Here is a 19,185-nt window from a genome sequence, read left to right as displayed (position 1 = left end):
TGAAGAAGGCCGCGGGTCTGGAATTCGCGGCGGACAAATCATGATTTGACAGGAGGGTCAATTGACGCAGGCGCCGCGGGCCCTCCCGATCGGCGGCGGAAGGCGAAACCGCTCGACTGCGCCGCGCAAACATGACAGGTCTGCGACGTTGCGCACGAAGGAGTCGACCTTGTCCGTCAACGCCCGAGATCCGGTCCTGCACCCCACCCCGATCCTCAGCCTGCGGCCGACGCAGATGACGGTCGGGATGGAGGAGGTGCGCCGCAAGCGCGACGCCTGGAAGACGAACACATCGACCGATCTGGCGAAGTTCCTCGGCCAGCACATGGTTCCGACCGTCATCGGACCGGGGGGCCGGCGCTATCTCATCGACCACCATCATCTCGCCCTCGCCTTGCACGAGGAGGGGGTCGAGAGCGTGTTCGTCACTCTGGTCGCCGATCTCGGACGCCTGCCGGACGACCTCTTCTGGAACATGATGAGCTTCCAGGGCTGGACGCACCCCTATGACGCCAAGGGGGTCAGGCGTCCCTTCGCCGATCTGCCCAAGACCGTGGCCGGGATGGAGGACGACCCTTATCGTTCGCTCGCTGGCGCATTGCGCAACAGCGGCGGATTCGCCAAGGACTCGGCGCCGTTCGCCGAATTCCTCTGGGCCGATTACCTGCGGGCGCGGATCAAGGCCAAGACCATCAAGACGGACTTCGAGGCCTCCGTCGCCGAGGCGCAGGCGCTCGCGAGGCTCGGCGAGGCCGACTACCTGCCCGGCTGGTGCGGCCCGCATGCCTATGCGCCCGCCGCCGCCGTGAAAGCCGCGGGCAAGACCGGCAAGACCGGCACGGGCAAGACCCCGAAATCCGCCTGATTCCCGCCCGTGCAGGCTGGTCGACGTCTATCGAAGGGCTGTCGCTGACGCGGGCCCCGCCCCTCGACTTCGGCGGCCCGTCAGACCGACGTCAGCAGGGCGCGCGCCTCTTCGTAGACGCGCCGGTCGCCAGCGGCGACGATCCGCCCCCCCTTCGAGGCCTCGTCACCCTCCCAGGTCGTCATGATTCCGCCCGCGCCCTCGACGATCGGCACCAGCGCCACGACGTCATGCGGCTTCAGGTTGGTTTCGATGACGACGTCGATGAAACCGGCGGCGAGCGCGCAATAGCCGTAGCAGTCGCCGCCATAGCGGGAGAGCCGCGCTTGCGCCTCGACCCGATGGAAGGCCGCGCGGTCGGCCGGGTCGCGGATCAGCGCCGGATGGGTGGTCGAGAGGGTGGCCTCGGCGATCGAGGCGCAGGGGCGGGTCCGCAACGCGCGGGTCGTCCAGTCGGACGGCGGCGCATCGCCGCGGCTGACGGCGAGGGTGCGCAGGCGGGCGCGCTTGCCGTCGCCGGTGAAGCGCTCGCGGGTGAAGGGTTGCGCCATCATGCCGTAGACCGGCCGGCCGTTGTGCATGAGCCCGATCAGGGTCCCCCAGGTCGGCATGCCGGAGATGAAGCTCTTGGTGCCGTCGATCGGGTCGAGCACCCAAACGTATTCGGCGTCCGGGCGGTCGACGCCGTATTCCTCGCCGATGACGCCGTGCGCCGGAAAGGTCTGGCCGATCAGGCGCCGCATCGCCGCCTCGGCGCCGCGATCGGCTTCCGTCACCGGATCGAAGACGCCGCCGCGGGATTTGTCTTCCGCCCCGATCGCGCTGCGAAAAAACGGCAGAATCACGTCGCCGGAAACCTGCGCCAGGCGCTCGACGAAGCTGGCGAAATCCACCGCGGTCATGATCCGCCCCGGACGCAGCGGCCAGAGGCATGCTGTTTGCGCATGTCTGATATCCCCTCTTAAATGAGCTCAACCGCCCATAACCACCAATCAGGCGAGTAACGCTCTGAATTTGAGCGCATTCTTCGCGAATCGACGACCAGGTCCGCTCTGACCGGCCGGTTCGCCGGGAACGCCTTCCACAGCGCCCCGCGTAAAGGAGGAAGAAAACACTTGCAAGAGCGGTCTGAGCCGCCGATATTGTTGCGGTGCGGCATGATCTGCCGCATATGCCCTCCTTGGGCGTTTCCTCCCTAGACTGAAGGCCGCCGTGGCAACATGGCGGCCTCCTTTTTTGTGCAGCCCCCCGCCGGGACGGCTGAGGAGCCCCCTCCGACCGCTGGTTTTGTGCGCCGCGGCGCGATCATTCGGCCGCGAGGCGCGCGGATCGGGCGCCGCTGAACTCGCTGTCGAGCGCCCGGGCGGCCGCGAAAAGGTCGTGGGACAGCCGGCTCCAGCGTTCGTTCCTAACGATTCTCCGCTCATCCATGTAGATCGCCCGGGCGATCTCGATCTGCACGGCGTGGACTCCCTCGGCGGGAGCGCCGAAATGCTCGGTGATGTAGCCGCCTGCGAAGGGTTTGTTGCGCCGGACCCTGTAGCCCGAGTCGCGCAGGCTCGTCTCCAGCGTCTCGATCACGATCGAAGCGGCGCTCGCGCCGAACCTGTCGCCGAGCACGATGTCCCAGCCGCCGACGTCGGCGGCGTTGCTCGGCATGGAATGGCAATCGATCAGCAGCGCCCGCCCGAACCGCTTGCGGGCGCGGGCGACGAGCGCCTCGAGCCGCGCATGGTACGGGCGGTAGAGAACCTCGATCCGCGCCAGCCCGACGCCGACCGGCAGCGGCTGCTTGTAGATCGGCTGGGCGTCGCCGACGACGCGCGGGATGGTGCCGAGGCCGACGGCGACCCTGAGTGAGCGGGTGTTGGCGTAATCGGGCACCGGCCCGTCGAACACTTTCGGGTCCAGTTCGTAAGGTTCGCGGTTGACGTCGAGGTAGGCGCGCGGAAACACCGCCCGCAGCATCGGCGCCCCGAGCGCCACGCAGGGCAAGAACAGCTCGTCGACGAAGGAATCCTCCGACCTTCGCAGGGTCAGGGGATCGAGGCGCGAGGCCTCGAGGAAACGGTCGGGATAGCGCTGGCCCGAGTGCGGCGAGCTGAAGACGAGCGGCGAGGTCAGACGTTCCGGTTCGATCGTCTCCGCGGGAGGATCGAATTCAGCCAGTTCAGCCCTCTCCAGGTCGTTCATCGGTGCTCCGTGGCGAAGGACGCGCTTGCTCTTGGCGCGCGCATCCCTTTTAACATATTTGCGAGCCACCGGCGGAGGCGCCAGAAACCCTCGCCCCTTTTCAAGGAATTTTTACCCGGGGCGCCGCAAGGTGCAAGCCGAAGCAGGGGACCCATATGCAAACGCCGGTCGAGATTTCCGCCAAGATTCTGCTGGCCGAGGACGACAATGACATGCGTCGCTTCCTCGTCAAGGCGCTGCAGAACGCCGGTTATGCGGTCGCATCGTTCGACAACGGCATGTCCGCCTACAACAGACTGCGCGAGGAGCCGTTCGAGCTCTTGCTCACCGACATCGTCATGCCGGAGATGGACGGGATCGAGCTCGCGCGGCGCGCGACCGAACTCGACCCTGAGATCAAGGTCATGTTCATCACCGGCTTCGCCGCGGTGGCGCTCAACCCGGACAACAACGCCCCGAAGGACGCGCGAATCCTGTCGAAGCCGTTCCACCTGCGCGAACTGGTCTCCGAGGTCGAGCGGCTTCTGCGGGCGGCGTAACGGCGCGCCGCAAGAGCGATGCGCCTTGCGCAAAGGATCGCGATCGCGATCGCTCTCGCCGCCGCGGCTGTTCCGGCGGCGGCGGACTCCTCCCGGCTGGACGCCATCGTCGCCGCCAGCGTGATCCGGGTCGGCACGACCGGCGACTACAAGCCCTACACGTTTCTCGACAAGGCGGGCGACCGCTCCGGCTTCGACGTCGAGATGGCGCGCGCGCTCGGCGAGGCGCTCGGCGTCCAGGTCGCCTTCGTTCCCACCACTTGGCCGAACCTCGCCCACGACCTTCAGAGCGGCGCCTTCGACATCGCGATGGGCGGCGTTTCGATCACCCCCGAGCGGCAGGCGATCGGCGTCTTCTCCGACCCCTATCTTCGTGACGGCAAGACCCCGATCGCCCGATGCGCCGACCGGTCGAAATATCAGACGCTGTCCGACATCGACCGACCGGGCGTGCGGGTGATCGTCAATCCCGGCGGGACCAACGAGCGCTTCGACCGGGCCCGACTTCATCAGGCCGAGATCGTGGTCCAGCCCGACAACGCCTCGATCTTCGACACGCTCGCCGCCGGCGGCGCCGACGTGATGATCACCGACGCGTCGGAAACCCGGCTCCAGCAGACGCTGCATCCGGGGACGCTGTGCGCCATCCACCCCGAGACGCCGTTCGAGGTTGCGCAAAAAGCTTATTGGATGCCGCCCGATCCAGCGCTCGAGGCCGCCGTCGACCGCTGGTTGCGCAAGATGAAGGACACAGGAGCGCTCGAGGCGCTCGAGACGAAGTGGCTCCCCTGACGCGTCCGCGGCCCGCGCGCAAACCCTCACGCGCGCCGATGCGTTCTGACTTTGCCACGCTTGGCCCCGCCCGCGTCTTCCACCTCTCCGGTCGGATACGCCTCGCCGCGGGGCGCAAGGGCGGCGCATACGGGCCGGGCGCCGGCGCCGCCCGGTCACCGCCTGGCCTTGTCCGGGGTGGACGCTCGCTCAGTAGCGGTAGGGCACGCGTACCGAGCAGCGGCCATAGTTCGGAAAACAGTAGATCGGATAGGCGGCGACGGACCCGAGGTCGGCGACGCCGCCCACCACGCCGTTGGCCGCGTCGGCCAACACGTTGTTTCCGCGCGCCCGTCTATGCTCGTCGCGATAGCCGAGGTGACGGACGTGGACGCGCGGGCGCTGATGGATGGCGGTCGTCGCGCTTTCGCTCGACGACGGACTGCCTTCCACCCAGCCCGGCGTGGGCGCCGGTTCGCTGAGCGATGGCGTGGACGCGCCGGCCGGCGGCGCGGAATCCGCATAGGCGGCCTGAAGCGGACATAAGGCGAGGGCGGCGACGCCGAATGCGATGGCCGAGATGCCTCTGCAAGACATGGCGATCTCCCTTTCGTTCGATGATGGTCCCGGCGCGGCGCTCGAAGCGGGCGCGCCTTGTGCGAGCAACCCGCGAATCGATCGGAGGTTCCTTCCTTCTGCCGAGAACTCGGCGGGCGCCTCGGGAAAGGAGCGAGGCGGCAGGCGCGGGGCGCGCTGGAAGCGTGCGCCCGCCGCCGCGCAGGCACGGTCGACGCCCCCGGTTGCGCACGCGCCGTTCGCAAGCGAACGGCGTCAGTGGTTCATAGGAACGTGCGAATGGCCGCCCATGCCGCCGATGTGGCCGCCGGCGTGGGCGACGGCGAATCCGTGCGGCATGCCATGCGGACGGCCGCCGCCCTGCATTCCCGCCCAGTGCGCGCCGCCCGGATGAGGGCCGCCCGGATGAGGGCCGCCATGCCATCCGCCGCGCCAGCCGCCCATGGCGGCGTAATGGCCGTGATCGCGCCAGCCGCCCTCATTGACGCGGTAGCGATAGGCATAGGGAACGGAGTAGCCATAGGAATAGCTGTAGGTCGGGCCGGAATAGACATAACTCGGTCCGGAATAGACGCCGCACCAGGACGGGATGGCGTAGGGATCGTAGTGCCGGTACCACCAGCAGCCGTGGTGATGATGATAGCCATACCCGCCAGCGTAGTAGCCGCCCGCGGCGTAGGGATAGGGCGCGTAGCCGCCGACCGTCCCGACATAGGCGTAGCCGGTCCGCCAGCCGTAGCGGCGCCCGTAGGCGTAGCCGCCACGCCAGCCATAGTGGCCGTGGGCGTAATTGCCGTGAAAGCCCACCGCGCGCGCCATGTGAATCCCGCCGCGGTGCGCCATATGCATCGCCCCGCCGTGGGCCATGTGCATTCCCCCGCCGTGGGCCGGGTGTCCGCCGTGCGGATGAGTCGCCGCTTGCGCGGGCGCCCCCACCGAACTGGCCAAAACTGCGTAAGCAGCTATTCCCAAAAAGCGAAAAGAACTCATGGACAAGGCCGTCTCCCGCCGCTATGGCGCCGCCCCTCGGCGGCGTCGAAAATCAACCCAGATGCCTGTCAACGTTCTGGAAGGCTCTGCGTTCCCAATCGCGACAAAGAGCGATCAACGGGCTCTTGACGCGATCGGGCGCCGGCCTTATCTGAGGCCCGTTAGCACTCAGTCCTTGTGAGTGCTAACTGCATTTTGCGCCCAGAAAATGGGCGTTTTCGCGAGAGGAAAGCGAACTCATGAAATTCCGTCCCCTGCATGACCGCGTCGTCGTCCGTCGCCTCGACAGCGAGGAAAAGACGAAGGGCGGCATCATCATTCCGGACTCCGCCAAGGAGAAGCCGCAAGAGGGCGAAATCATCGCCGTCGGCCCCGGCGCCCGCGACGAGAGCGGCAAGCTGGTCGCCCTCGACGTCAAGGCCGGCGACAAGGTGCTGTTCGGCAAATGGAGCGGCACCGAAGTCAAGATCGACGGCCAGGAGCTCCTGATCATGAAGGAGTCCGACATCATGGGCGTGATCGCGTGACGCTCTGGCGAATGGGGAGCAGCGAGTAGCGAATAGACTTCGCAGTCTCGCCGTTCCTCCGCCCATTCGCCACTCGCCGTTCGCTCTTCAATCAAACCGAAATCCAGGGAAAATCATTCGATGGCTGCCAAAGACGTACGCTTTTCCTCCGACGCCCGCGAGCGCATGCTGCGCGGCGTCGACATTCTCGCCAACGCCGTCAAGGTGACGCTGGGCCCCAAGGGCCGCAACGTCGTGCTCGACAAGTCGTTCGGCGCGCCGCGGATCACCAAGGACGGCGTCACCGTCGCCAAGGAGATCGAGCTCGAGGACAAGTTCGAGAACATGGGCGCGCAGATGGTGCGCGAGGTCGCCTCGAAGACCAATGACACCGCCGGCGACGGCACCACGACGGCGACCGTGCTCGCCCAGGCGATCGTGCGCGAAGGCGCGAAGGCGGTCGCGGCCGGCATGAACCCGATGGACCTGAAGCGCGGCGTCGATCTCGCGGTCGCGGAAGCGGTCAAGGACATCGCCAAGCGCGCGAAGAAAATCAAGGACTCGGCGGAAGTCGCGCAGGTCGGCACCATTTCGGCCAACGGCGACAAGTCGATCGGCCAGATGATCGCCGACGCGATGCAGAAGGTCGGCAACGAGGGCGTCATCACGGTCGAGGAGGCCAAGAGCCTCGAGACCGAGCTCGACGTGGTCGAGGGCATGCAGTTCGACCGCGGCTACCTGTCGCCGTACTTCATCACCAACGCCGAGAAGATGATCGCGGAGCTCGAGGACGCCCTGATCCTCATCCATGAGAAGAAGCTGTCGTCGCTCCAGCCGATGCTGCCGGTGCTCGAGGCGGTCGTGCAGACCGGCAAGCCGCTCGTCATCATCGCCGAGGACATCGAGGGCGAGGCGCTCGCCACCCTCGTGGTCAACAAGCTGCGCGGCGGCCTGAAGGTCGCGGCGGTCAAGGCGCCGGGCTTCGGCGACCGCCGCAAGGCGATGCTCGAGGACATCGCCATTCTCACCGGCGGCACCATGATCGCCGAGGACCTCGGCATCAAGCTCGAGAACGTCACGCTGCAGATGCTCGGCAAGGCCAAGCGCATCCGCATCGAGAAGGAAAACACCACGATCATCAACGGCGCCGGGGCCAAGAAGGACATCGAGGCGCGGGTCGGGCAGATCAAGGCGCAGATCGAGGACACCACCTCGGACTACGACCGTGAGAAGCTGCAGGAGCGTCTGGCCAAGCTCGCCGGCGGCGTCGCGGTGATCCGTGTCGGCGGCGCGACCGAGGTCGAGGTCAAGGAGAAGAAGGACCGCGTCGACGACGCCCTCAACGCCACCCGCGCGGCGGTCGAGGAAGGCATCGTCCCGGGCGGCGGCGTCGCGCTGCTGCGCGCCAAGCTCGCGGTCGCCAAGCTCAAGAGCGACAATCCCGACGAAGAGGCCGGCATCAAGATCGTGCTGCGCGCGCTCGAGGCGCCGATCCGCCAGATCGTCGAGAACTCGGGCGTCGAGGGCTCGATCGTGGTCGGCAAGATCACCGAGAACAAGTCGGAGACCTTCGGCTTCGACGCCCAGACCGAGAAGTACGTCGACATGATCGAAGCCGGCATCGTCGATCCGGCCAAGGTCGTGCGCACGGCGCTCCAGGACGCGGCCTCGGTCGCCGGCCTCTTGATCACCACCGAGGCGATGGTCGCCGAAGTGCCGAAGGACAAGCCGGCGATGCCGATGGGCGGCGGCGGCGGCATGGGCGGCATGGGCGGCATGGACTTCTGAGTCCAACGCCTCTCGCCAACGAGAATGGAAAGGGCGGCTTCGGCCGCCCTTTTTGTTGGGCGCGATGTTCGAGGCGGGCCGCCTTCGGCGAACTGCTCCCGAACGAGGGCGCCGCCGGTCCGCGCACACCGTCATCCTCGCCAAGACGATCAAAGCGTTACGACCTCCTTCGCGCGCCTCGCCGTTCGCGGACGTGGCAAGAGCGCTTGCCTTCATCTGCGCCGGCAGGTCTGGCGCCGGCGCCATGTTTTCAGACGTTTGGGCGCCAAAAGCTGTCACAAAGTCACTCCCAACCCCGTCATTGCGAGGAGCAAAGCGAGGAAGCAATCCACGGCGCTGTTTGCGTGCATTTTGCAAGGATTGCTCCGTCTTCTGCTCGCAACGAAGCCCGAAGGACGGCCTGGCGGTCCACGAGCTGCAACAGTAGCCCAGCGGCCCCTGGATCGCCGCGCTTCGCTCGCGATGACGGCGTTCTTCGGCGTCCACCTTGGCTGTTACGTCACAAAATCGCGCACCGCCTCTCGCGCTCCGACATGGCCATCTCGTTCCGCGAAGCGCCTCGCGCCCAGAGCCGCTCAGGGAACGCGCGTTTGCCGCGATGCCGCGTCCGAAGAGGCGCTTCGCTGTCTTATTCTGATAAAGAAAACTTACATTATCAATAATCTCAATTTTCAGAATATCACGCCCGCCGTTAGACCGCAAGGAATTGTTCCAGCCGCCGTCTCTGGCTGCAATCGCGCGCTCTGGCCGCCCTACCTGTTGACGTCCGTCACGCACCCGCTGGTTCTACGAACGGAGGCGCGTCCTATGTCTTCGGCCAAGCCGCTCATCTTCATCAGCTACGCCCATCTCGACGAGCCGGAAAAGCCGCGCGGCGAGGAGGTTCAGTGGCTGAGCTTTGTCATGAAGTTCCTGCGGCCGGCGGTGAAGAGCGGCGAATTCACGATATGGGACGACCGCCTGATGCTTGGCGGTACGAAATCGGACCCGAAGATCGAGCGCAACCTTCGCGGTTGCGACGCCTTCGTCCTGCTGGTCTCCGCCAACTCGATGAGTTCCAATTATATCATCGACAGGGCACTGTAAATCGCCTGCGAGCGCGAGGCGAAGGCAGCCACGCGTGTAGGGCCGAGCGTCATGGAAAGCGTCCCGGCTTGACCACCGCTTCCTTGTAGCTACATACCTTCAAAGGGAATGCGCCGAGGCCGCCCGATGACGACGATGACCAGCCGCGAGGCCAATCAGGATTTTTCCCGCGCCAAGCGCGAGGCGAAGAACGGTCCCGTCATCATCACCGAGCGCGGCGAACCGGCCAACGTGCTCATGACCTACGACGACTACCGACGCCTCGCCGGCAAGCGGCAAAACATTCTCGATCTGTTGGCGATGCCCGGCGCCGAGGACATCGAGTTGGACCTGCCCGAGCGCAAGATCGAGCGGGTCCGCGACATCGACTTGTCGTGACCTACCTTCTCGACACGAATGTAGTCTCGGAGATGCGGCGCCCGGAGCGTCTGCCGGGACGGGTCGCGGGACTTTATCGGCGGCCTCGAAGCCGACGCCTTGTTCCTGTCCGCTGCAACCCTTCTCGAAATCGAGGTCGGGGTCCGGCGTCTCGAACGCCGCGATCCGCGTCAAGGCGCGGTCCTGCGCCGCTGGAAAAGCGAGCGGCTGGCGAAGGCCTTTCGCGGGCGGGTGCTTCCGATCGACGAGACCGTGGCCGAGTGTTGCGCGGCGCTTCAGGTTCCGGACCCGCGTCCGCTCGTCGACACGCTGATCGCCGCGACGGCGATCGTTCACAAGCTCACGCTGATGACGCGCAACGTCGCCGACTTCCGCGCCATGCCGGTCGCCGTCGTCGACCCCTGGTCGCCGACCGGCGACTGAGGAAGCGCGCGGGAACGGCTCCGGCCGGTCCGGCGCTGTCGCGCCGCGGGCGCCAGCGGAAAGAGCGCGGTTGCGCCTGGTCTCACGACGCGGGTAACTCCCAACCCCGTCATTGCGAGGAGCAAAGCGACGAAGCAATCCATGCCGCCGCTTGCTTCCTGCGGAAAAATTCGCTCCGTCTTCTGCTCGCAACGAAGGGCGGCGGGACGACCAGAGGGCGCGACAGCGGCCCAGCGGCCCTGGATCGCTTCGCTTCGCTCGCGATGACGGCGCTGTTGGCTACCGGCTTGGGAGTTACCCACACGGACCGGCATCTCTTTCTGATTGCCTTGATTTACCCCCCGACTACGCTATCCTAGCCTAAAGTTGAAAGACCCGGCCGCCGGAGTCTTGCCAGTTTATTTTACGCTCTCGGTCGGCGAAGCCTGACCCTTCCGTCTACGCACGATCACCTCCGTCTACGCACGATCATCGCTTCGGAGCGGGGCGGACCAGACGATGAGCCATGCGGAAAACCGCAGGCGATCGGGAGGAAACAGATGACCGGACTGATCACTCCGGACGATCTGCCCGCGTGGGTCCACGGCGTGTCGACCGTCGACAGCGCGCGCCTCGGCTGGCGTCCGGGTTCGCCGCTGGCGCTACACCGGGCTGGACGCGCCCATTCCCGGCCTGTGCGACGACATGATCGTCGCCTATTGCGACGGGACGACGCAGATGAACCGCCGCTGCGCCGGCGACTGGCGCAACGAGCGGGTCGGTCCGGGCGTCGTGTCGCTGCTCACCCACGCGGCCCAGTCGCACTGGCGCTGGAGCGTCTTCCGGGACGAGGGCCGCTGCGGGGGTTTCAGCCACGTGCAGGCGAAAACGCTCGCGAATTACGTCGACGAACACCTCGAGCGGGCGCTGTCGCTCGACGAACTCGCCGGCGTCGTCAGGCTCAGCGCATTCCATTTCGCGCGCAAATTCCGGGAGGAGTTCGGCTGCCCAGCTTACGCCTACGTTGTGCGCAGGCGCATCGAACGCGCGCGAGGCCTGCTCGAAAATCCGGCCGTTCCGCTCAAGGCGGTCGCGGCCGCGTGCGGCTTTTTTCGACCAGAGCCCCATGACCCGGCTGTTCCGCCGGGCCATGGGCGTGACGCCCGCGGACTCCCGCAAGGCGAGGACCTCATGACCGTCCCGGCCGCGGCCCGGCGCAGCAAGATCGTACGACGCCGCGCGCCGCTTTCGTTCAAGACCCGATGATCGCCCACCCTCGATGCTGCCGGACCGCGCCGGTCGTTCCGAACCCGGCGCCGACAAGACAAGTCAGGGAACAGAAGGAGAGGAAACGATGGCGGAGACTGCGACGCTCGCGACGGCGGCCGGCGGGCCGAAGGCGACCTGGACTCTCGATGCGGCCGTGATCGGCGCCGGGGTGGCGGGCCTCTACGAACTGCACCTGCTGCGCAAGCAGGGCCTTGCGGTGAAGGCGTTCGACAGCGCCTCAGACGTCGGCGGCACCTGGTACTGGAACCGCTATCCCGGCGCCCGGTTCGATTCGGAAGGCTACATCTACCAGTACCTGTTCGACGAGGACCTCTACAAGGGCTGGAGCTGGAGCGAGAAATTCCCCGGCCAGCCGGAGATCGAACGCTGGCTGCACTACGTCGCCGACACGCTCGACCTGCGCAAGGACATCGTCTTCAACACGACGATTGCGAGCGCCCGCTGGGACGAGGACGCCGGCCGCTGGACGATCACGACCGACAAGGGCGAGACGATCGACGCGCGGTTCCTGATCACCTGCTGCGGCATGCTGTCGGCGCCGCTGACGTCGGTCTTCCCGGGGCAGGACAGCTTCGCGGGCCAGATCCTGTTCACCGCGAAGTGGCCGAAGGCGCCGGTCGACCTCGCCGGCAAGCGGGTCGGCATGGTCGGCAACGGCGCGACCGGCATCCAGGTCATCCAGACCATCGCCGACACGGTCGGCGCGATGACGGTGTTCGTGCGCACGCCGCAATACGTGCTGCCGATGAAGAACCCAAAATACACGCCCGAGGAGCAGGCTGCCTACAAGGCCAAGTTCGAATGGTTCCAGAAGCGGCTGCCGACCACGTTCACGGGATTCGAATACGACTTCGAGCAGGCCTGGGCGGACACGACGCCGGAGCGGCGGCGCCAGATCCTGGAAGACGTCCACGCGGACGGCTCGCTGAAGCTCTGGCTCGCCTCGTTCGGAGAGATGTTCTTCGATCCGGCGGTCAGCGAGGAAATCTCGGAATTCGTGCGCGAGAAGATGCGCGAGCGGCTGAAGGACCCGCGCCTGTGCGACATCCTGATCCCGAAGGATTACGGCTTCGGCACGCATCGCGTGCCGCTCGAGGTCGGCTTCCTCGAGGCGTTCCACCGGGATAACGTCGCAGTGGTGAGCGTGAAGGACAACCCGATCGCGCGCGTGACGCCGACCGGGCTCAGGCTGAAGGACGGGACGGAATACGGCTTCGACGTGCTGATCTTCGCCACCGGCTTCGACGCCGGCACGGGGGCGCTGACGCGGATCGACATCCGCGGGCGCGACGGCCGGTCGCTGAAGGAGGACTGGAGCCGCGACATCCGCACGACCATGGGCCTGCAGGTGCACGGCTATCCGAATCTGTTCACCACCGCGACGCCGCTCGCCCCCTCCGCGGCGCTGTGCAACATGACCACCTGCCTGCAGCAGCAGGCCGAGTGGATCAGCGACTGCATCGGTCACATGCGCGAGAACGGCCTCGCGGTCTGCGAGGCGACGCGGGAGGCCGAGGACGCCTGGGTCGCGCACCACGAGGCGATCGCCTCGCAGACGCTCGTGGTCAGGACCAACTCCTGGTACATGGGCTCGAACGTCGAGGGCAAGCCCCGGCGTCTGCTCTCCTACATCGGCGGCGTCGGCGCCTACAAGCAGCGGTGCGACGCAGCGGCGGCGTCCGGCTACCCGGGTTTCGCCATGCGCTGAGCGCGGCGCGGACGCGGGACAGGAAGGGTCCGCCGTCGGAACGGCGGCGGGCCGGGGACAGAGGAAGCAACAAGGAGGGAACGCACATGCAAGACTTCAAATCGGCCGCCGACGCCATTCTGAGCGGCGTCGTCACGGGGAGCCCGCGCGTGCCCGGCGTCGTCGCCATGGCGACGGACCGGGAGCGCACCATCTACGAGGGCGCGTTCGGCAAGCGGCGGCTCGATCGCGACGCCGACATGACGACCGACACCGTGTTCGCGATCTTCTCGACCACCAAGGCGATCACCGGCACGGCGGCGCTGCAACTCGTCGAGGACGGCAAGCTCGACCTCGACGCGCCGGCGAGCCGCTACGCGCCCGAGATCGGCGAACTGAAGGTCATCGAGGGCTTCGAGGCGGACGGCGAGCCGCGCCTGCGCGCCCCGAAACGCGACATCACCACCCGCATGCTGCTCACCCATACCGCCGGCATGGGCTACGACTTCTTCAACGCGAACTACAATCGCCTCGCCCAGGAGAAGGGCCAGCCGAGCGTCATCACGGCCTCGAAGAAGGCGCTGATGACGCCGCTGCTGTTCGACCCCGGCGAGAAGTGGGAATACGGCAGCAACATCGACTGGGTCGGCCAGATCATCGAGGCGGTCTCCGGCAAGCGGCTGGGCGAGGTGTTCGAGACGCGCATCTTCCAGCCGCTCGGGATCCGGGACATGTCGTTCGAGCTCACCGACGGCCTGCGCGCGCGGCTCGCCGACGTGCACGCCCGCAACGCCGACGGCTCGCTCGCGCCGATGGGCTTCGAGCTCCCCTCGCCGCCGGAGCTGCACATGGGCGGACACGGGCTCTACAGCACGGTCGGCGACTACATGCGCTTCATCCGCATGTGGCTGAACGACGGCGCCGGCGAACACGGCCGCGTGCTCAAGCCCGAGACGGTGCGGATGGCGGAGCAAAACCACCTCGGCGACCTCAAGGTGACCATGCTGCCCGGCGTGATCCCGTCGCTGTCGAACGACGCCGAGTTCTTCCCCGGCCTGTCCAAGTCGTGGGCGCTGACCTTCATGGTCAACGATGACGAGGCGCCGACCGGGCGGCCCGCCGGCGCGCTCGGCTGGGCGGGGCTGGCCAACCTGTTCTACTGGATCGACCGCAAGAACGGCTTCGGCGGCTTCTGGGCGACGCAGATCCTGCCGTTCGGCGATCCGGTGTCGTTCACCGGCTACGTCGGTTTCGAGACCGCGTTTTACGACAGCCTGCGGCAGAAGAAGGCGGCGTAACGCGCCTGCGCATTCCTCCTTCCCGGACCTCGAGCCCGGGAAGGAGGTCGGGCCGCCCGGCGCCGGCGTGAGCGCACGAACGATTTCGCCGCCGCGCCGCCGCGAGTCTGGAACTCTCCGCCGATTTTGGCGATTGTCGCCGACGCCCGGCGCTCCTCCCGAACGCCGATCGCTCGACCCGGACGACGGAGGGTGCGATGGATGCGACGCTGAGCCTGCTCGACCTCGCCGGGGCGGTCGCCCTGCTGCTGTGGGGCGTGCACATGGTCCAGAGCGGCGTGCAGCGCGCGTTGGGCCCGGATCTGCGGCGGTTCCTCGCAAATGCGCTCGGCGGCCGGATCCGCGCCGCCGCCGCCGGGCTCGGCGTGACCGCGGTCCTGCAGAGCAGCACCGCGACCGGCCTGATGATCGCCTCCTTCGCCAGCGCCGGCTTCGTCGGGCTCGTTCCCGCGCTCGCGGCCATGCTCGGCGCCAACGTCGGGACGACCCTGATCGTTCAAGTCCTGTCGTTCGACGTGTCGCGCCTGTCGCCGCTGCTTCTGGTCGCCGGTGTGGCGATGTTCCGAACAGCCAGCGGCCGGACGCGAGACGTCGGCAGGGTCGCGATCGGGCTCGGGCTGATGCTGATCGCGCTCAGCCGCCTCCTCGACATCGTGACTCCCTACGAGGACCTCCCGAGCCTGCGCGTCCTCATGGGGGGGATCGCGACCGATCGTCTGATCTCGGTGGCGTTCGGCGCGCTGCTCGCGTGGGCGGCCCATTCCAGCGTCGCGGTCGCGCTGCTGGTGATGTCGTTCACGGAGAAGGGCGTCGTGCCCCTGGACGCGGCGCTGGCGCTGATGATCGGCGCCAACATCGGCACGGCGCTCAATCCGCTGCTCGAAGGCGCGCGCGGCGGCGACGCGGCGGGACGGCGCGTGGTCGTCGGCAACGTGGTCACCCGGCTCGCCGGCGCGGCCGTCGCGCTGCCGCTGCTGACGCCTATTGGAATTCAGCTCGTCCAGATCGAGCCGAGCTTCTCCCGCGCGGTCGCCGACTTCCATACGGCGTTCAACCTCGTCGTCGCGCTCGCCTTCCTGCCTCTGCTCGGGCCTCTGGCTCGTCTCCTCGAGCGCCTGATGCCGGCGCGCGTCAGTCCGGCCGACCCCTCGCGTCCGCTCTATCTCGACGAGGCGGCGCTCGAGACTCCGTCGCTGGCGCTCGGGCATGCGGCAAGAGAGGCCCTGCGCATGGTCGACATGCTCGACTCGATGATCGAGGCGGCGGCCGACGCGCTTCGAGACGGCGACCGGGAGGCGATGGCGCGGGCCCGGCGGCAGGACGACATCCTCGACGCCCTGAACGGCGAGATCAAGCGCTACCTGACCCGCCTCGACCCCGAGAGCCTGACCGACGAAGAGCACCGGCGGATCGAGGCCGTCCTGACCTTCTGTCTCAACCTCGAGGCCGCCGGCGACGTCGTCGAGCGCAATATCTCGGGCTTCGTCGCCAGGCTTCTCAAGCGCGGCGTCGCGCTCGCGCCAGAGAACGAGCGCGCGGTGCAGGACGCCCTCGCCGCGGTGCGCGCCAACCTCCGCTCGGCTGCATCGGTGTTCACGACAGGCGACCGGCGCGCCGCGAGGGTTCTGTCGCAACAGAAGGCGGAGTTCCGGCGCCGGGAGGCGGAAGCCGTCAGGAGCCATTTCGCCGAGCTGCGAAGCGGCGACGTCGGACCTCGGGCAGCGCCGCTCGACCTCTTGCGCGACATCAAGCGGCTGAACGATCACCTCGTCGCCGGCGCCGCCTACCCGGTGCTGGAGGCGGCCGGCGAGCTGATGCAGACCCGGATCGCCGAGGACAGCGGCCCGGGCACGGGGTGACGGACCCCTTCCCGGCCTGCTGCTGCCGGAATGCACACGATTTCGGCCAGGCGCGCCGCGCGCGTCAGAACGCGAGCTTGCTCGCCGCCGCCGCGACGCGCTTGGCGAAGACCGCGATCAGCGCCTTGAGTTCCGGCTCGTTGACCATGGCCGCGGCCTCGCTCGGCTCGACCCACTGCGTCATCCGCTGATCGAATTCCGGCCAGGTCTCGCTCTGGCTCCGCACCAGCAGCGGATAGACCGTGACCTCGCAGGCTGCGAGCCGGCCCGATTCGTCGAGCGCCTTGTCGTAGCCGAAGCGCCCGAGCGGCCGGACGCCGATCCGGCCGGTCACGCCGGCCTCTTCGAACGCTTCCCGCGCGGCGGCCTTCGCCGGCCTCAGGCCCTTGATCGGCCAGCCCTTGGGGATGATCCAGCGTCGGGTCTGGCGCGTCGTGACGACGAGGATCTCGAGCGCCGCATCGGCGGTGAACCGATAGGGCAGCGCGCCGTACTGGACCAGGACCGCCTTCCCCCTGCGCTTGCCGGCTCTCTTTCGATCCATTCCCCTTGTCCGCACCGCAACGGGTTCGCGTCGACATGCGCCCCGCCACGTAGCGCCTCGGGGCGCGGCGCACAACCGGGAAGAAGGTCTCGCGAAACGACGGGCTCACCACGGAGATGCGCGGAGCCTCGCGCGGCCGGCCGCCCCCTCGCGCCTCAGGCGCACGGGCAAACCTTTCCATCATTTCACCGCGCCGAAATCCGGCCGCCCTTCTTTTGCCCGCCCGCCTCTGCTATCGCCCGCGTTCCCGTCTGTCGTCCGCCGCAAAGGTCACACCGCCCCATGCGCATGCTGAGCCTCGCCGTCTTCGCCGTCATCGCGCTCACGGTCGGCGCCTGGGAGGAGAGCGGCATGACGATCCTGATCGGCGTCGTCTCGGCGCTGGCCGCTGTCGCCTCCCTGCCCCGCTGGCGGCTGTCGACCTTCCTGACCATTCTCTCCGAACTGTTCGTGGTCGAGACGGTGGTTTTCGGCCTCGCCGACATCGTCGCGCTCCTGGGCTACTGGCCGAAGGCGTACGAGGAATACCAGCTGCCTACCTACCTGCCGCTCGCGACCGCCATCTTCGTGCTCGCGATCTTCGCCGTCTCGCATTTCGGCATGGTCCGGCGGATGACGAGCATCGCCGACCCGTTCTTCGAAGCCCGCACGCCGATCTCAATCCGCCCCTGGCCGCTTCCCCGCACAATCGTCCGGCAGGACGTCTACGCCCGCATCAACATCTGGTTCCTGATCCTGGTCAACCAGTTCCAGGTCGCCCTCGCCCTGCGGTTCAACTTCTTCCAGCGCGATTTCGGCAACGCGATCCAGGTCGCCGACGAAGCCCACCGCGCCGCCTTCTGGTTTCAGCTCGTCTACGTCTTCGTGCCGCTCGCCTTCATCGCCATTCTCGCCGGCCTCGTCGAGTTCTTCGTCGCCTCGAACTTCGTGCTGCAATGGCGGCGCTGGATGACCGCGTCCTTCACCTCGCGCTGGCTGCTGCAGTCGATGCATTACAAGCTCGCCCTCAACGCCGGCGAGGCCGACAACCCCGACCAGCGCATCTCGCAGGACGTCGGCGGCTTCATCAACGGCAGCGGCACCGGCATCAATTCCGGCAACGCCGGCATCTACAACTACACGATCCAGTTGATCTCGTCGGCGACGAATCTGGTCTCGTTCTCGATCATTTTGTGGGGGATTTCGAACGCGCTCGACGCGCCGATCCTCGGCGTCAAGATTCCCGGCTTCCTGTTCTGGGTCGCCACCCTCTACGCGGCGGTGGCGACCGGGATCACTCATCTCATCGGCCGGAGTCTCTCGCGCCTCTACTTCCGCCAGCAGGCGGTCGAGGCGAATTTCCGCTTCGATCTCGCCCGCATCCGCGAGTACAGCGAGCAGATCGCGCTGCTCAAGGGCGAGGACCGGGAGATCGCCCGCGCCGGGACCGTGTTCGAGGACGTGTTCCACACCATCCAGCGCATCATTCAGGTGCGAACCTGGCTGATCGCCTTCAACCAGTTTTACAGCCAGATCTCCGTCATCATCCCCTATGTCGTCGTCGCCCCGTTCTACTACCTGAAGATCGTCGACTTCGGCCGCTTCAGCCAATCGGCCGACGCCTTCGGAGCCGTCAACGGCTCGATGAACTTCTTCGTCGACCGTTACATCGGCCTCGCCGACTTCAGCGCGGCGATCCGCCGTCTGACCTCGTTCGAGGACGCCTTCGCGCAGGCGCGCGAACAGGACAAGCGCGAGCCGCGCATCCGGGCCGAACCCGGCGACGGCCCCATCCTCGCCCTCCCCGGCGTCGACCTCGCGCTGCCGGACGGGCGCAAGCTCGCCCATGTCGGCGATCTCGCGCTGATCCCGCAGGAATCGACGCTCGTCACCGGGCCCTCCGGGGTCGGCAAGTCGACGCTCTTCCGCGCCATCTCCGGCATCTGGCAGTTCGGCGCCGGCGCGATCCGGCAGCCGGCCTACGCCAAACTGATGCTGCTGCCGCAGCGCCCCTACATCCCCATCGGCGCCCTGCGCGACGCCCTCGCCTACCCGGCCGCGGCCTCGGCCTACACCGACCAGCAATTGTGCGAGGCGCTGGTCAAGGTCGGCCTGCCCCGCTTCCAGGACCGGCTCGACGACCACGACAACTGGCAGATGCGCATGTCGGGGGGCGAGCAGCAGCGGCTGGCGGTGGCGCGCGCCCTGCTGGCGAGACCCGACTGGCTGTTCCTCGACGAGGCGACCGCATCGCTCGACGAAACCAGCGAAGCCGACCTCTACCGCGCCATCGCCGCGACCCTGCCCGACACCACGCTGGTGTCGATCGGCCACCGCTCGACCCTCAACGCCTTCCACAAGCGCCGCATCGCCTTCGTGCCGGGCGAGGAGGGGCGGCCGGCGACGGTGGAGGCGGCGACCGCGGCGGAATAGG

18 protein-coding genes are annotated in these 19,185 nt (G+C 67.5%); 13 read left to right on the top strand and 5 right to left on the bottom strand.

Going from position 1 to position 19,185, the window contains the following annotated elements:
* Window positions 1–169 precede the first annotated feature (169 nt).
* Complete coding sequence (locus DFR50_RS07565; protein ID WP_170153095.1) at window positions 170–865, top strand: ParB-like protein; 696 nt, start codon at window positions 170–172, stop codon at window positions 863–865.
* 80 nt (window positions 866–945) lie between these two features.
* Here the strand turns inward: DFR50_RS07565 and hisN are convergent, their stop codons facing one another.
* Together hisN and DFR50_RS07555 are read right to left on the bottom strand one after the other, a co-directional pair.
* Window positions 946–1,767 (bottom strand): histidinol-phosphatase, encoded by an 822-nt coding sequence (hisN, locus tag DFR50_RS07560; RefSeq protein WP_113888597.1) that lies wholly within the window; start codon window positions 1,765–1,767, stop codon window positions 946–948.
* Window positions 1,768–2,170: 403 nt separating this feature from the next.
* Window positions 2,171–3,058 carry an N-formylglutamate amidohydrolase gene (locus tag DFR50_RS07555; protein WP_113888596.1) on the bottom strand — a complete coding sequence of 296 codons (888 nt, stop codon included), beginning with the start codon at window positions 3,056–3,058 and terminating at the stop codon, window positions 2,171–2,173.
* Window positions 3,059–3,213: 155 nt separating this feature from the next.
* Here DFR50_RS07555 and cpdR point away from each other — a divergent pair, with 155 nt between their 5' ends.
* Both cpdR and DFR50_RS07545 read left to right on the top strand, forming a co-directional pair.
* Window positions 3,214–3,597 carry a cell cycle two-component system response regulator CpdR gene (gene cpdR / locus DFR50_RS07550; RefSeq protein ID WP_113888595.1) on the top strand — a complete coding sequence of 128 codons (384 nt, stop codon included), beginning with the start codon at window positions 3,214–3,216 and terminating at the stop codon, window positions 3,595–3,597.
* An 18-nt stretch (window positions 3,598–3,615) separates the two neighbouring features.
* Window positions 3,616–4,389, top strand: coding sequence for a transporter substrate-binding domain-containing protein (locus tag DFR50_RS07545; protein ID WP_113888594.1), 774 nt, complete (start codon window positions 3,616–3,618; stop codon window positions 4,387–4,389).
* 189 nt (window positions 4,390–4,578) lie between these two features.
* Here the strand turns inward: DFR50_RS07545 and DFR50_RS07540 are convergent, their stop codons facing one another.
* Entirely contained in the window at window positions 4,579–4,965 is a 387-nt protein-coding gene (locus DFR50_RS07540) for a hypothetical protein (RefSeq protein WP_113888593.1), read from the bottom strand.
* Window positions 4,966–5,199: 234 nt separating this feature from the next.
* Entirely contained in the window at window positions 5,200–5,817 is a 618-nt protein-coding gene (locus tag DFR50_RS07535) for a hypothetical protein (RefSeq protein WP_113888592.1), read from the bottom strand.
* A 356-nt stretch (window positions 5,818–6,173) separates the two neighbouring features.
* Here DFR50_RS07535 and groES point away from each other — a divergent pair, with 356 nt between their 5' ends.
* From groES to DFR50_RS07490, 9 genes are all read left to right on the top strand, one after another.
* Window positions 6,174–6,461, top strand: a complete 288-nt coding sequence (gene groES, locus DFR50_RS07530; protein ID WP_113888591.1) for a co-chaperone GroES — start codon at window positions 6,174–6,176, stop codon at window positions 6,459–6,461.
* A 120-nt stretch (window positions 6,462–6,581) separates the two neighbouring features.
* Window positions 6,582–8,228: a chaperonin GroEL gene (gene groL / locus DFR50_RS07525; protein WP_113888590.1), complete on the top strand. Its 1,647-nt coding sequence runs from the start codon at window positions 6,582–6,584 to the stop codon at window positions 8,226–8,228.
* 807 nt (window positions 8,229–9,035) lie between these two features.
* Entirely contained in the window at window positions 9,036–9,314 is a 279-nt protein-coding gene (locus DFR50_RS31960) for a toll/interleukin-1 receptor domain-containing protein (protein ID WP_113888589.1), read from the top strand.
* Between the two features lie 126 nt (window positions 9,315–9,440).
* Window positions 9,441–9,692, top strand: coding sequence for a type II toxin-antitoxin system Phd/YefM family antitoxin (locus tag DFR50_RS07515; RefSeq protein ID WP_113888588.1), 252 nt, complete (start codon window positions 9,441–9,443; stop codon window positions 9,690–9,692).
* A 99-nt stretch (window positions 9,693–9,791) separates the two neighbouring features.
* A complete protein-coding gene (locus tag DFR50_RS07510; protein ID WP_342634540.1) occupies window positions 9,792–10,115 on the top strand; it encodes a type II toxin-antitoxin system VapC family toxin in 324 nt (107 codons plus the stop codon).
* A gap of 684 nt (window positions 10,116–10,799) precedes the next feature.
* Entirely contained in the window at window positions 10,800–11,360 is a 561-nt protein-coding gene (locus DFR50_RS07505; RefSeq protein WP_113888587.1) for a helix-turn-helix domain-containing protein, read from the top strand.
* Window positions 11,361–11,448: 88 nt separating this feature from the next.
* Entirely contained in the window at window positions 11,449–13,092 is a 1,644-nt protein-coding gene (locus DFR50_RS07500) for a flavin-containing monooxygenase (protein ID WP_113888586.1), read from the top strand.
* An 86-nt stretch (window positions 13,093–13,178) separates the two neighbouring features.
* Window positions 13,179–14,369 carry a methyl acetate hydrolase AcmB gene (acmB, locus tag DFR50_RS07495; protein ID WP_113888585.1) on the top strand — a complete coding sequence of 397 codons (1,191 nt, stop codon included), beginning with the start codon at window positions 13,179–13,181 and terminating at the stop codon, window positions 14,367–14,369.
* A gap of 197 nt (window positions 14,370–14,566) precedes the next feature.
* Window positions 14,567–16,228: a Na/Pi cotransporter family protein gene (locus DFR50_RS07490; RefSeq protein WP_113888584.1), complete on the top strand. Its 1,662-nt coding sequence runs from the start codon at window positions 14,567–14,569 to the stop codon at window positions 16,226–16,228.
* A 64-nt stretch (window positions 16,229–16,292) separates the two neighbouring features.
* On the opposite strand, the gene DFR50_RS07485 is transcribed toward DFR50_RS07490, so the two are convergent.
* Entirely contained in the window at window positions 16,293–16,772 is a 480-nt protein-coding gene (locus tag DFR50_RS07485) for an NUDIX hydrolase (protein ID WP_113888583.1), read from the bottom strand.
* Window positions 16,773–17,054: 282 nt separating this feature from the next.
* On the opposite strand from DFR50_RS07485, the gene DFR50_RS07480 reads away from it, so the two are divergent.
* Complete coding sequence (locus DFR50_RS07480; RefSeq protein ID WP_113888582.1) at window positions 17,055–19,184, top strand: ABC transporter ATP-binding protein/permease; 2,130 nt, start codon at window positions 17,055–17,057, stop codon at window positions 19,182–19,184.
* Window position 19,185 lies beyond the last annotated feature (1 nt).

This window comes from Roseiarcus fermentans (assembly GCF_003315135.1).
GTDB lineage: Bacteria > Pseudomonadota > Alphaproteobacteria > Rhizobiales > Beijerinckiaceae > Roseiarcus > Roseiarcus fermentans.
The sequence above is the reverse complement of the archived record's forward strand: the minus strand, read 5'-3'. Positions and strand labels throughout refer to the sequence as shown.